The sequence below is a fragment of the Devosia litorisediminis genome (assembly GCF_018334155.1).
GTDB lineage: Bacteria > Pseudomonadota > Alphaproteobacteria > Rhizobiales > Devosiaceae > Devosia > Devosia litorisediminis.
Map to the genome: position 1 here is coordinate 1990341 of NZ_JAGXTP010000001.1, position 11910 is coordinate 2002250.

Annotated in this window: 12 protein-coding genes; 11 read left to right on the forward strand and 1 reads right to left on the reverse strand. The window is 60.6% G+C overall.

The features are described 5' to 3' along the window. Positions 1 to 15: 15 nt before the first annotated feature. The 11 genes from KD146_RS09550 to KD146_RS09600 all read left to right on the forward strand — a co-directional run bounded on the left by KD146_RS09550 (position 16) and on the right by KD146_RS09600 (position 10543). Positions 16 to 768, forward strand: a complete 753-nt coding sequence (locus KD146_RS09550; RefSeq protein WP_212658444.1) for a TetR/AcrR family transcriptional regulator — start codon at positions 16 to 18, stop codon at positions 766 to 768. Positions 769 to 1043: 275 nt separating this feature from the next. Next, complete coding sequence (rpsF, locus tag KD146_RS09555) at positions 1044 to 1442, forward strand: 30S ribosomal protein S6 (RefSeq protein ID WP_212658445.1); 399 nt, start codon at positions 1044 to 1046, stop codon at positions 1440 to 1442. Between the two features lie 18 nt (positions 1443 to 1460). After that, positions 1461 to 1715: a 30S ribosomal protein S18 gene (gene rpsR / locus KD146_RS09560; RefSeq protein WP_035100429.1), complete on the forward strand. Its 255-nt coding sequence runs from the start codon at positions 1461 to 1463 to the stop codon at positions 1713 to 1715. Positions 1716 to 1855: 140 nt separating this feature from the next. Continuing rightward, positions 1856 to 2428: a 50S ribosomal protein L9 gene (gene rplI / locus KD146_RS09565; RefSeq protein ID WP_212658446.1), complete on the forward strand. Its 573-nt coding sequence runs from the start codon at positions 1856 to 1858 to the stop codon at positions 2426 to 2428. A gap of 241 nt (positions 2429 to 2669) precedes the next feature. Continuing rightward, positions 2670 to 4154 (forward strand): replicative DNA helicase, encoded by a 1485-nt coding sequence (locus KD146_RS09570; protein ID WP_212658447.1) that lies wholly within the window; start codon positions 2670 to 2672, stop codon positions 4152 to 4154. A 2-nt stretch (positions 4155 to 4156) separates the two neighbouring features. Then, on the forward strand, positions 4157 to 5287 hold the full coding sequence (gene alr, locus KD146_RS09575; RefSeq protein ID WP_212658448.1) for an alanine racemase: 1131 nt from the start codon (positions 4157 to 4159) through the stop codon (positions 5285 to 5287). Positions 5288 to 5390: 103 nt separating this feature from the next. Next, complete coding sequence (gene radA / locus KD146_RS09580) at positions 5391 to 6791, forward strand: DNA repair protein RadA (protein WP_212658449.1); 1401 nt, start codon at positions 5391 to 5393, stop codon at positions 6789 to 6791. Positions 6792 to 6921: 130 nt separating this feature from the next. Then, positions 6922 to 7530 carry a CvpA family protein gene (locus KD146_RS09585; RefSeq protein ID WP_212658450.1) on the forward strand — a complete coding sequence of 203 codons (609 nt, stop codon included), beginning with the start codon at positions 6922 to 6924 and terminating at the stop codon, positions 7528 to 7530. A 165-nt stretch (positions 7531 to 7695) separates the two neighbouring features. Next, positions 7696 to 9198, forward strand: a complete 1503-nt coding sequence (gene purF, locus KD146_RS09590) for an amidophosphoribosyltransferase (protein WP_212658451.1) — start codon at positions 7696 to 7698, stop codon at positions 9196 to 9198. Then, the gene (locus KD146_RS09595) at positions 9198 to 9932 is read left to right on the forward strand and encodes an SDR family NAD(P)-dependent oxidoreductase (protein WP_212658452.1); all 735 of its coding nucleotides are present in this window, start codon (positions 9198 to 9200) and stop codon (positions 9930 to 9932) included. Before purF ends, KD146_RS09595 begins: the two co-directional genes overlap by 1 nt. Before the next feature lie 8 nt (positions 9933 to 9940). Continuing rightward, the gene (locus tag KD146_RS09600; protein ID WP_212658453.1) at positions 9941 to 10543 is read left to right on the forward strand and encodes a GNAT family N-acetyltransferase; all 603 of its coding nucleotides are present in this window, start codon (positions 9941 to 9943) and stop codon (positions 10541 to 10543) included. Here KD146_RS09600 and KD146_RS09605 read toward each other — a convergent pair. Continuing rightward, a complete protein-coding gene (locus tag KD146_RS09605; protein ID WP_212658454.1) occupies positions 10540 to 11805 on the reverse strand; it encodes a hemolysin family protein in 1266 nt (421 codons plus the stop codon). The genes KD146_RS09600 and KD146_RS09605 overlap by 4 nt on opposite strands. Between the last annotated feature and the right edge of the window lie 105 nt (positions 11806 to 11910).

Sequence of the window (11910 nt, forward strand, 5' to 3'; positions counted from 1 at the left end):
TCATTCGGATAGATCATGGCCCGCACCGTAAAACACCCCGAAGTTCGCCGCGCGGAACTCGTCGGCGCTGCCCGTTCGCTGTTCTTTGAGCGTGGTTATGACGCGACCAGCGTAGATGAAATTATTGCGCGCGCCGGGGTCTCAAAGGGCGCGTTCTACTACTACTTCCCCTCTAAGGGGGCGGTACTGGAGGCACTGGCGGAACAGATGGCAGAAGAGGCTGCGGTCAATATCCGCCCCATACTGACAGACGACACGCTGAATGGCTTCGAGCGGCTGCAGCAATTTCTCAGGCTCAATCAGCGTCTCAAGGCAGAACAGGCACCGGAAACACTCGCCTTGTTCGAAGCGCTGTTCCATCCCCAGAATCTGGCGCTGCATCATCATGTCTTTACCCGGGTGAGCCGCGTCATGAACCCGATTATGGCAACGATCCTGCAACAGGGCATGGATGACGGGAGTTTCTTGCCGGGGGATCCATTGGCCATTGCTGAAGTCTTGCTGGGAATCAGCTCGACCACGCATGAAGCCGTCGCTGGGCTGGTGGGCGCGGACTCCGAAGAGGCGTTCAAAGCAGCGGCAGCAGCATTTCAGCGTCGCTGGCTCACTCAAGGGGTTATCGCCGATCGCATCCTGGGGCTTCCGGAGGGCAGCACCGAGTTTGTTGAACCGGGATTCGCCGAGGCGTTTTTTGCGGGCTGGCGACAGGCTCGAGCCCAAAGGAGTGCAACAAGAGGCAATTTTGCAGAGGACGTCGACCGGTTCTGAACGGGATGCCGCCCAGCCTCCCCCGCTGGGAGGCCCTGGTGTCGTGGGCTGAAGCCGCGAGCACGCTTGCCTTTGCCCGGCCTGTCGCTTATAGACGCGCCAGCAATTCGTTTGGCCGGGGGCTGAACGGAGGGTTTGCTTATTGCAAATAGGACGAAAAGTCCGGCCTCCCGTGTTCCCGCTCTTTGCAAGACTGCTTTGACGCCCTTCCCGGCTTCAAGGAGGCTCCGCGCTAAGTGAAATGCAGTGTTTGAACCACGAAGGAAGGCGCATACATGGCCCTTTACGAGCATATCTACCTGGCACGCCAGGACGTTTCCCAGCAGCAGGTCGAAGAACTGACCACTGCACTGACCGATATCCTGTCCAATGGCGGCGGCAAGGTCACCAAGAATGAATATTGGGGCCTGAAGGGTCTCTCCTATCGCATTCGCAAGAACCGCAAGGCGCACTACACGCTGCTGAACATCGATGCATCGCCAGCGGCGGTTGCTGAAATGGAACGCCAGATGCGCATCAATGAAGACATCCTGCGTTTCATGACCGTCCGCGTGGACGAGCATGAAGAGGGCCCGTCTGCCATGATGGCAAAGCGTGACCGTGACGACAGCCGTCCCGATCGTGGCGGTGACCGTGGTGGCTTCAGCGGCGAACGCCGCCCGCGCCGTTTCTAAGAAAAGGACCCCATAGCTATGGCAATCAAAGATCTCACGACCGCCCAGGCCCGTCGTCCTTTCCAGCGTCGCCGCAAGACCTGCCCGTTCTCCGGTGAAGGCGCGCCAAAGATCGACTACAAGGACGTCCGTCTGCTCTCGCGTTACGTTTCCGAGCGCGGCAAGATCGTCCCAAGCCGCATCACCGCCGTTTCGGCACTGAAGCAGCGTGAACTGGCTCGCGCCATCAAGCGTGCCCGCTTCATCGGCATCATGCCTTACGCCGTTCAGTAAACTTGGGCTGGGCTGGCTTCGGTCAGCCCGACCACTCGCCTACCCGCCTATCTGTGCCAACAGGCACACCGCTGGGGCATCCGGAATGGTCCGGGGCTCCTAACCGTCCAAGAGACGGGACAGCCAAAAGGAATTCCCACATGAAAGTCATTCTTCTCGAGCGCATCGCCCGCACGGGTTCGATCGGCGACGAAGTCACTGTGAAGGACGGCTTTGCCCGTAACTTCCTGCTGCCACAGGGCAAGGCGCTGCGCGCCACCGAAGCCAACCGCAAGAAGTTCGAAGCAGAACGCGCCAATATCGAAAAGCGCAATGAAGAGCGCCGCAATGCCGCTTCGGGCATTGCCGAAGGCTTGAACGGCAGCACCGTGACCATGATCCGCCAGGCTGGCGAAACCGGTCAGCTGTACGGTTCGGTTGCTTCGCGCGATATCGTTGAGGCGCTGGCTGAAGCCGGCTTCACCGTGCAGCGCAGCCAGGTCGACCTGCTCGACCCGATCAAGTCGGTTGGCCTGCACACCGTGGCCCTGAACCTGCATGCTGAAGTTGCCGTGACCATCACAGTCAACGTTGCCCGCTCCGAAGACGAAGCTGAGCGTCAGGCATCGGGTGAAGACGTCACCGTGACTGTCTATGAAGACGACGTCGATGGCGATTTCGCTGCCGGCCAGAAGGATGCCAAGCAGGACGACCGCTTCGACGACGAAGCCTAGGCCTTACGCTTCCTAGTGAATTGAAAAGGCCGGGCTCATCGCCCGGCCTTTTTGTTTGGGTCGTGCCGCGACTCGGCGCATTCTGCATGCTTGGCCGCATGCAAGCGCTGGCTATCACAATCCCCGTTGTCCACAGTGTTCACAGCGCCGTTTTAGACAGCGGTAAGAACTCCGTTGGTAGGTCGAGACTCTGGCCCGCGCTGCGTGGTTAAGAAAGGCTGACGTTTAACTCGAGGGACTCATGGCAGAGATCGCAAGGCTTCATCCGACCGAAGACAAGTCATTTCGCCTGGCGCCTCACAATGTGGAAGCCGAGCAAGCGCTGCTGGGCGCGATTCTGCTGAACAATGACGCGTTTTACCGGGTCTCGGACTTTCTCGAGCCAATCCACTTCTACGAGCCGATCCACCGCGATATTTACGAGCTAGCCGGCAAGATCATCCGCGCCGGCAAATCGGCCGATCCCACAACCATCAAGACGCATTTGCCAGATCAGCTGCTGCCTGACGTCACGATGGCGCAGTATCTGGCTCGGCTGGCTGCCGAAGCCACAACCGTGCTCAATGCTGCCGATTATGGCCAGGCGATCTACGATCTGGCGATCCGCCGGAACCTGATTCTGGTTGGCGAGGAGATGGTCTCGGTCGCCTATGAGTCAGACGTGGAGCTGACACCTAACAAACAGATCGAAAAGGTCGAGGGCGAGCTGTTCCAGCTGGCTGAAAAAGGCCGTTACGACGGCGGCTTCCTGAGCTTTTCAAGCGCGCTGAGTGCCTCGATCCAGATGGCTGGCGAAGCCTATCAGCGCGATGGCGGCCTGTCGGGCGTCGCCACGCTACTCGATGATCTGGATCGCCAGATGGGCGGCTTGCAGCGGTCCGACTTGATCGTGCTGGCCGGCCGTCCCGCCATGGGCAAGACCTCGCTGGCGACCAATATTGCGTTCAACATCGCCAAGTCCTGGAAGGCCGAGGTGACGCCGGACGGACATAACAAGACCATCAGCGGCGGCATCGTTGGCTTCTTCAGCCTGGAAATGAGCTCGGAACAGCTCGCAACGCGTATTCTGGCCGAGCAGGCGGAAATTTCGTCTTCCGATATTCGTCGCGGGCGCATTCATGACAGTCAGTTTTCCAAGCTGGTGGATGTCAGCAATATGATGAGCAAGATACCGCTCTATATCGACGACACTGGCGGTATCAGCGTGGCGCAATTGGCGGCCCGCGCACGTCGCCTGAAGCGCCAGAAGGGCCTCGACTTCCTGATCGTCGACTATTTGCAGCTGCTGAGCGGCTCGAGCAAGGCATCAAGCCAGAACCGCGTGCAGGAACTGACCGAAATCACCACCACGCTCAAGGCGCTTGCCAAGGAACTCGAAGTCCCCATTATCGCATTGTCCCAGCTGTCTCGACAGGTGGAATCGCGAGATGACAAGCATCCGCAACTGGCGGATCTGCGCGAATCGGGTTCTATCGAGCAGGACGCCGACGTGGTGCTGTTCGTTTATCGCGAGGAGTATTACCTCAAGAACAAAGAACCCAAAGAAGGTACGCCAGAGCACATGACCTGGCAGGGGGAAATGGAACAGGTGCACGGTAAGGCAGAAGTCATCATTGCCAAGCAGCGCCACGGTCCTACGGGCACGGTGCAGCTCAGCTTCGAGGCGCAGTATACGCGCTTTGGCAATCTGGCCCGTGCCGACTACCTGCCCGAGCGTATGGAATAGTAATGGCGTTGACGTCTGGCCTTGGCGGGCAACTCAGTATCGATCTCGGGGCCCTGGCCCGCAATTGGCGCGCACTGGACAAGGTCAGTGCGGGTGCGCTGACCGGTGCGGTCGTCAAGGCAGACGCCTATGGCACCGGTATTACCGTGGCCAGCAAGGCTCTGCATGCCGCTGGCGCGCGGTTCTTCTTTGTTGCCACGCCTGATGAAGGCATGGCGGTACGCGCCGCCGTTCCTGAGGCCCATATCTTTGTGATGAACGGGCTCTATCCCGGCGCAGCCAATCTCTACATTCGCCAGAACCTGATGCCGGTGCTCTGTTCGGTCGAAATGCTCGAAGAGTGGCTGGCCAAGTGCCTGGAACGCAACGAGGCCTACCCTTCGGCCTTTCACTTCGATACCGGTATCAACCGGCTCGGCTTCCGGCTGAACGAAGCTGGCTTCGTGCGTGAACGCATCGAGGCGCTGGGTTATGCGCCACAAATGCTGATGAGCCATCTGGCCTGTGCCGATCAGCCCAATCATGAAAAGAACCGCACCCAGTTGGCGCTGTTTGGCTCGGTGATGACGCAGTTTCAGGGCATTCCTGCCTCACTGGCGAACTCGGCCGGTCTGATGAGCGGCCGCGACTACCATTTCCAGATGGTGCGCCCCGGTATTTCGCTTTACGGCGGCCGGGCGCTGGTAGGCCGGAAGAACCCGATGGCCGCAGTGGTGACGCTGCATGTGCCGATCCTGCAGGTCAAGGAAGCCCGGACCGGCGAAACGGTGGGCTATGGCGCTGGCTACTCGCTGTCACGCGACAGTCGGCTGGCAATCATCAGCCATGGCTACGCCGATGGCTTTTTCCGTTCCTTGTCGGCGACCAATTCGCGACCGGGCGGCAAGGTGGCAATCCGCGGCAAGCTGTTTCCGGTGATCGGCCGGGTGTCGATGGATCAGGTGGTGGTCGACATCACCGAACTGGGTCCGGACATTCCCAAGCCAGGCGAAGGCGCTGAAGTTCTTGGCGCCAATATAAGCGTTGATGACCAGGGTGATGCCGCCGGCACGATCGGGTACGAAGTGCTGACCTCACTGAAGGGCCGGTATAACCGTAACTATGTTGGCGACGGCAATCTCCCGCCGGCATAGGTTCGCTGTTTGTTCTTGCGTCTCCACGCTGATCGACTAGTATCGCGAGCAAATTGAGGGGGCAGCCCAATCACCCCGCCCATCGTTTCGCGAAAGGTTTGTCTTGGCCAAGTCCCGCTCGTCATTTGTCTGCCAGTCATGCGGCGCTGTTACGACCCGCTGGCAGGGGCGCTGCGACGCCTGCGGCGAATGGAACACCATTGTCGAGGAGATGACAGATTCCGGCGTCGGTGCGGGCCCCAAGTCGGCCAAGGCAGGCGGCCGGCCGACCAATCTGGTGCCACTCTCGGGTGAAACCGAAAGCGCCGCACGCGTTGTCACCGGCATGGCGGAGCTGGATCGCGTGACAGGCGGCGGCTTTGTGATGGGATCGGCACTGCTGGTGGGTGGCGATCCGGGCATCGGCAAGTCGACACTGTTGCTGCAGTCGGCTGCGGCACTGGCCAATCAGGGCAAGCGGGTTGTCTATGTGTCGGGGGAAGAAGCCGTGGCGCAGGTACGGCTGCGCGCGCAGCGGCTTGGCCTGGGCGAAGCGCCGGTACTGCTGGCGGCTGAAACCAATGTCGAAATCATTCTGGCCACACTGGAGAGCGGCCCTGCCCCCGATCTGGTAATTATCGATTCAATCCAGACCCTGTGGACCGACCGCGTCGACAGCGCACCGGGAACCGTCACGCAGGTGCGCACTTCGGCGCAGGCACTGACGCGCTTCGCCAAAAAAAGCGGCGCTGCAGTGGTACTGGTAGGCCATGTCACAAAGGACGGGCAGATCGCCGGGCCTCGCGTCGTCGAGCATATGGTTGATGCCGTCCTGTATTTTGAAGGTGACACCAGTCACACCTTCCGAATTCTGCGCGGCGTCAAGAACCGCTATGGCGCGACGGACGAAATCGGCGTGTTTGCCATGACCGAACTGGGCCTTGAGCAGGTGGCCAATCCCTCAGCCCTGTTTCTCGATCAACGCGATGAAGGCGCGGCAGGTTCGGCGGTGTTCGCAGGTATGGAGGGCACGCGTCCGATTCTCATTGAGATCCAGGCACTGGTGGCGCCATCACCACTGGGCACACCACGCCGCGCCGTTGTCGGTTGGGATTCCTCCCGCCTGTCGATGGTGGTGGCAGTGCTCGAAACGCGGTGCGGCGTGCGGATCGGCGCCAATGACATCTATCTCAACGTCGCTGGTGGGCTAAAGATCAACGAGCCAGCCGCCGATCTGGCAGTGGCTGCGGCGCTGATCTCCTCGCTGACCAGTTCTCCCCTTCCCTCGGATTCGGTCTATTTCGGCGAAATTTCGCTGGCTGGCGGCGTCAGGCCGGTGGTGCATGGCTCGTTGCGGTTGCGCGAAGCCCAGAAGCTGGGGTTCAAATCGGTGTCTACGGGGCGCCTGGCGAGCGCGGACCGCAATAGCGGGCTGGAGGTATCTGAATACAGCACACTGCAAGAGCTGGTGGGGCGTATTGCTGCCAATGGCAAGCCACGCGAACCTGACCGCGATGAGTGGTAAGGGCGTGACACCTTCGGGCTTTGTGCGCAGATACTGTGCGAAGGCGTGGCCAACCCTTGGCAGCGGCGTGCAAAGCCGCTAAACGAGGCCCAATACAGCCGGGGCGGCTATAGGAGCTTAGCGAACAAAGATGCTGACAGCGTTCGACGTTGGTGTGGGTGTGCTGGTGCTGATTTCAGCAATTCTGGCCACAGCGCGGGGCCTGACCCGCGAAGTGCTTTCGCTGGCGACATGGGCCGGCTCTGCCGCCATCGCCATCTATATGTGGCAGTATCACCCCGAAATCGCCCGTGGCTACATTGCCGAGCCACTTGTGGCCGATATCGCCACGGTGGTTGTGACCTTCATCGTCGCCCTGATCGTGTTGCATCTGTTGACCATGCGCATCGCCGATTTTGTGGTCGATAGCCGCGTGGGCCCGATCGACCGCACACTGGGGTTTGTGTTTGGCGTGTTGCGCGGCATTCTGATCGCAATTGTCATCACCATTTTCGGTACATGGCTCCTCCCCAACAATCTGCCGCCTTGGGCTGCAAACTCGCAGACGCTGCCGCAGCTTCAGACCATGGGCAATACACTGATCTCCATGCTGCCAGAAGAACTTGAGGCGCAGGTGACCCAGATCCTCAAGGGCGGTACGGGCCTGACCGACGAAACCTCCGGCGGTCCGATTGCGCCAGTTGAAGATGGTACAGACGCAACCGAAGACGGTTCGGTGCAACCGGCACCAGGCGCCTGATCCGATCACGCTTTGGCGAGGGCACAGCGCTCGCCACAACCCTGACCACCTTGCAGGGCAATGGTCGGGACATCAAAAATGAGCTAGAGTCAGGGGATAGATTTCCCGCTCTGGTTCGGTCGCATAGCGCGGACCCGCGACGTCCGCGGTTGAGGCAGCATTGGCATGGAGAGCCCGTTGAACCATCCGAACGATGACCGTTTTGATCTCGATGGCGACACGCTGCACGAAGAGTGTGGCGTGTTTGGCATTTTGGGACATAGCGACGCGTCCACCCTGACTGCTCTGGGACTGCATGCGCTGCAGCATCGCGGTCAGGAAGCAGCCGGTATCGTCAGTTTTGATGGCCGCCAGTTCTATGCCGAAAAGCGGATGGGGCTGGTCGGCGACCACTATACTGACCCGGCCCTGCTGGCCAAGCTACCCGGCACGATGGCCATGGGCCATACCCGCTACTCGACAACCGGCGAAGTCGCGTTGCGCAATGTGCAGCCGCTGTTCGCAGAGCTGGGCGACGGCGGCATTGCCATTGCTCATAATGGCAATTTCACCAATGGCCTGACCCTGCGACGCCAGATCATCGCGACCGGCGCCATCTGCCAGTCGACATCGGATACCGAGGTGGTGCTGCATCTGGTGGCACGGTCGCGTCATAGTTCAACAACAGACCGCTTCATCGACGCGATCCGCCAGATGGAAGGCGGCTACGCCATGCTGGCGATGACGCGCACCAAGCTGATCGCGGCACGCGACCCGATCGGCATTCGCCCCTTGGTCATGGGCGAACTGGATGGCAAACCGATCTTCTGTTCGGAAACATGTGCGCTCGACATGATCGGCGCCAAGTATATTCGCGACGTCGAAAACGGCGAAGTGGTGATCTGCGAGACGCAGCCAGACGGCTCGATCAGCATTGAGGCGCGCAAGCCCGCCCGGCCCACACCAGAACGTCCCTGTCTGTTTGAGTATGTGTATTTCGCACGGCCGGATTCGGTCGTGTCCGGTCGCAGTGTTTATGGCGCCCGCAAGCGCATGGGCATGAACCTGGCAAAGGAAGCCCCAGTCGACGCCGATGTGGTGGTGCCTGTGCCCGATGGCGGTACACCGGCAGCCATTGGCTATGCACAAGCCAGCGGCATTCCGTTCGAGCTGGGCATTATCCGCAATCACTATGTGGGCCGCACCTTTATCGAGCCAACACAGTCGATCCGGGCGTTTGGCGTCAAGCTCAAGCATTCCGCCAACCGCGCCGAAATCGCCGGCAAGCGCGTCGTGCTGATTGACGACTCGATCGTGCGTGGCACGACTTCGCTCAAGATCGTGCAGATGATCCGCGATGCTGGCGCCACCGAGGTTCATATCCGTGTGGCGAGCCCGATGATCTATCATTCGGACTATTACGGCATCGATACGCCAGATCCCGAAATGCTGCTGGCTAACCAGCACGAAACGCTGGAATCGATGTGCAAGTTCATCGGCGCGGACTCGCTTGAGTTCCTGTCGATTGATGGCCTCTATGAGGCTGTTGGCGGCGAGAAGCGCAATGATCAGGCGCCGCAATTTACCGATCACTATTTCACTGGCGATTATCCGACGCAACTGACCGATCTGACCGGCCGCGATAAGAATGAGCCGAAAAAAGTTTCTCTGCTGAAAGAGGCCGGTTGATGGCTGTGGATCAGGATCTGGCCGGCAAGGTCGTACTCGTAACAGGTGCGTCGCGCGGGATTGGCTATGCGGCCGCGCTGGAGGCCGCCCGTCGAGGCGCCCACGTGGTCGCCGTCGCCCGCACAGTTGGCGGGCTCGAAGAACTGGATGACGAGATCCAGGATTTGGGGTCGTCAGCGACGCTGGTGCCGCTCGACCTGCGCGATGGCGACGCCATTGATCGTCTGGGCGCGGCGATCTTCGAGCGCTGGGGTGCGCTGGATGGTTTGATCGCCAATGCTGGTCAGCTTGGTGTTCTCAGTCCCCTGCCCCATGTGAAGCCTGAAGACTTTGACAAGGTGATCGCTGTCAATGTGACCGCGAACTATCGCCTGCTGCGCTCCACCGACCTGTTGCTGCGTCAGGCCGAAGCGGGCCGCGCTGTCTTTGTGTCCTCGGGCGCGGCCAAGTCCGCACGGCCATTCTGGGGGCTCTATGCCGCCAGCAAGGCCGCGGTGGATGCCATGGTGAAATCCTATTCAGGCGAAATCGCCCAGACCAAGGTCAAGGCCAACATCTTCTATCCAGGCCAGATCCGCACCGCGATGCGGGCCAAGGCAATGCCCGGCGAGGATCCCAACACGCTGCCGACACCGGCTGATATTGCGCCCAAGCTGGTGGACATGATCAGCCCCGCCTACAAGGACAATGGCAAGCTGTTCAACGCGGCTGACGATACGCTGAGCGACCTTTAGGCCAGCCCATGGTGACGCTGCGCGGCTTTCGGCCGGACGACCTACCGGCGCTCTATGATATCTGCCTGACCACCGGCGCATCGGGTGCGGACGCAAGCGCACTGCACAGCGATCCCGAGCTTGTCGGTCATATCTATGCAGCGCCCTATGGGGCGCTGGAGCCGGAGCGCGTGCTCCTGGCTGAGGACGCGTTGGGCGTTGCTGGCTATATCGTCGGCACGCTGGACAGTGACGGCTTTGCAGCGCGCCAGGAGCGCGATTGGTGGCCAGCACTGCGCCAACGCTACGCTGATGCATCAACGGGCTTCACCGAGGCCGACAGAGAGCGTATCGCGGCAATCAAGCGCCCCGGCGTTACCCCGGCGGCGATCGTCGCGAACTACCCCGCCCATATTCACATGAACCTGCGCAGTCGCCTGCGCGGCCAGGGTGTTGGTACGGCTCTGCTGGAGGCCTGGGTGGCCGATGCACGCGCCGCCAATGTGCGGGGCATCCATCTGGGGGCCAATGCCGCCAATAGCGGTGGCATCGCGTTTTGGCAGCGCAGCGGCTTTGCGCCGCTCCAGGCCGTTGGCGGAACGGTCTGGATGGGCATGGCTCTAGCCGACTAGTCCGGCAGTTTGGTCATCAGGATCTTGTCGATGCGGCGACCATCCAGATCGACCACTTCAAACTTGAACCCATCATGCTCGAACGTCTCACCAACGGCCGGCAGGCGGTTGATGATCGAGAGCACATAGCCAGCCACGGTCTCAAACTTGGCATCGCGCGGGATGGAAATCTTGAGTTTGTCGCCGAACTCATCGACCGGCATCCAGCCTGCAACCAGCCAGGATCCGTCTTCACGCTTGACCACGGCGGGGTCATCGCCGGTCTCTTCCTGAAAGACGCCAGTGATAACCTCAAGAATATCGGCAGATGTGACGATGCCTTCGAAGTGGCCATATTCGTCGACCACCAGCGCCATGTGCACGGTGGAATTTCGAATGGCACGGACCACATCGAGCGCGTCAGCGTGATCCATGACCACAGGAACAGGCTGAACGAACTTGCGCAGCTCGAGCGGCAGTCCATTGGCGAAGACGCCGATTATGTCCTTGATCGCCACCACACCGATGATGGAATCGCCGTCACCGTCCTGCACCAGCAGGCGCGAACGATGCGTGTCGAGAATGGTGCGCCGGATTTCTTCGCTCTCGTCGGACAGATCGAGCACATCGACGTCTAGACGCGGCGTCATCAGGCCACGTGCCGAGCGGTCGGCCAGTCGCATCACGCCCGAGATCATGGAGTGTTCATCGGTCTCGATCACGCCGGCAGTTGTCGCCTCGGCGATAATGGTCTTGACCTCTTCTTCGGTCACGGTCTCTTCGGAGTCGCCCGCCTGCCCCAGCAAGGCAAGCACGGCGCGACCTGAAATGTCGAGCACCCAGACAATCGGCGAGCCGATCTTGGCGATCAGCTTCATGGCTGGCGCCACGCGGGCCGCCACGCCTTCTGCATCGCGCAACGCGATCTGCTTGGGCACCAATTCACCCAGGATCAGCGAAATGTAGGTGATACCGACAACCACAACACCAACACCGAGGATGTCAGCCAGACTGCCGGCCATGCCGACGGATTTGAGCCAGTCGGTAAGGCGCAGACCCAGCGTCGCCCCGGAGAAGGCACCCGAGAGAATGCCTACCAGGGTGATACCGATCTGTACCGATGAGAGGAATTTGCCCGGATCCTCGGCCAGTTCAATGGCAGTGGCGGCGCCGCCATTGCCGAGATCGGCCATGGTGCGCAGGCGGGCGGGTCGAGCGGAGACGACAGCCAGTTCCGACATGGCCAAGAGGCCATTGATGATGATCAGAACGACGACGATCAATAATTCTGCGAACAAGGTAATTTCAAATCATGCGCCCCGCACTCAGCATCGGGTCGCTTCAACGCGCGCAATATAGGGGCAAAGTCGGGCTCGACGCCATGGCCT

Coding starts and splice junctions, on each gene's coding strand:
- rplI (WP_212658446.1), top strand. CDS start 1,856: ATGAAAGTCATTCTTCTCGAGCGCATCGCCCGCACGGGTTCGATCGGC.
- rpsF (WP_212658445.1), top strand. CDS start 1,044: ATGGCCCTTTACGAGCATATCTACCTGGCACGCCAGGACGTTTCCCAG.
- KD146_RS09570 (WP_212658447.1), top strand. CDS start 2,670: ATGGCAGAGATCGCAAGGCTTCATCCGACCGAAGACAAGTCATTTCGC.
- rpsR (WP_035100429.1), top strand. CDS start 1,461: ATGGCAATCAAAGATCTCACGACCGCCCAGGCCCGTCGTCCTTTCCAG.
- purF (WP_212658451.1), top strand. CDS start 7,696: ATGGAGAGCCCGTTGAACCATCCGAACGATGACCGTTTTGATCTCGAT.
- KD146_RS09595 (WP_212658452.1), top strand. CDS start 9,198: ATGGCTGTGGATCAGGATCTGGCCGGCAAGGTCGTACTCGTAACAGGT.
- KD146_RS09600 (WP_212658453.1), top strand. CDS start 9,941: ATGGTGACGCTGCGCGGCTTTCGGCCGGACGACCTACCGGCGCTCTAT.
- KD146_RS09550 (WP_212658444.1), top strand. CDS start 16: ATGGCCCGCACCGTAAAACACCCCGAAGTTCGCCGCGCGGAACTCGTC.
- alr (WP_212658448.1), top strand. CDS start 4,157: ATGGCGTTGACGTCTGGCCTTGGCGGGCAACTCAGTATCGATCTCGGG.
- KD146_RS09585 (WP_212658450.1), top strand. CDS start 6,922: ATGCTGACAGCGTTCGACGTTGGTGTGGGTGTGCTGGTGCTGATTTCA.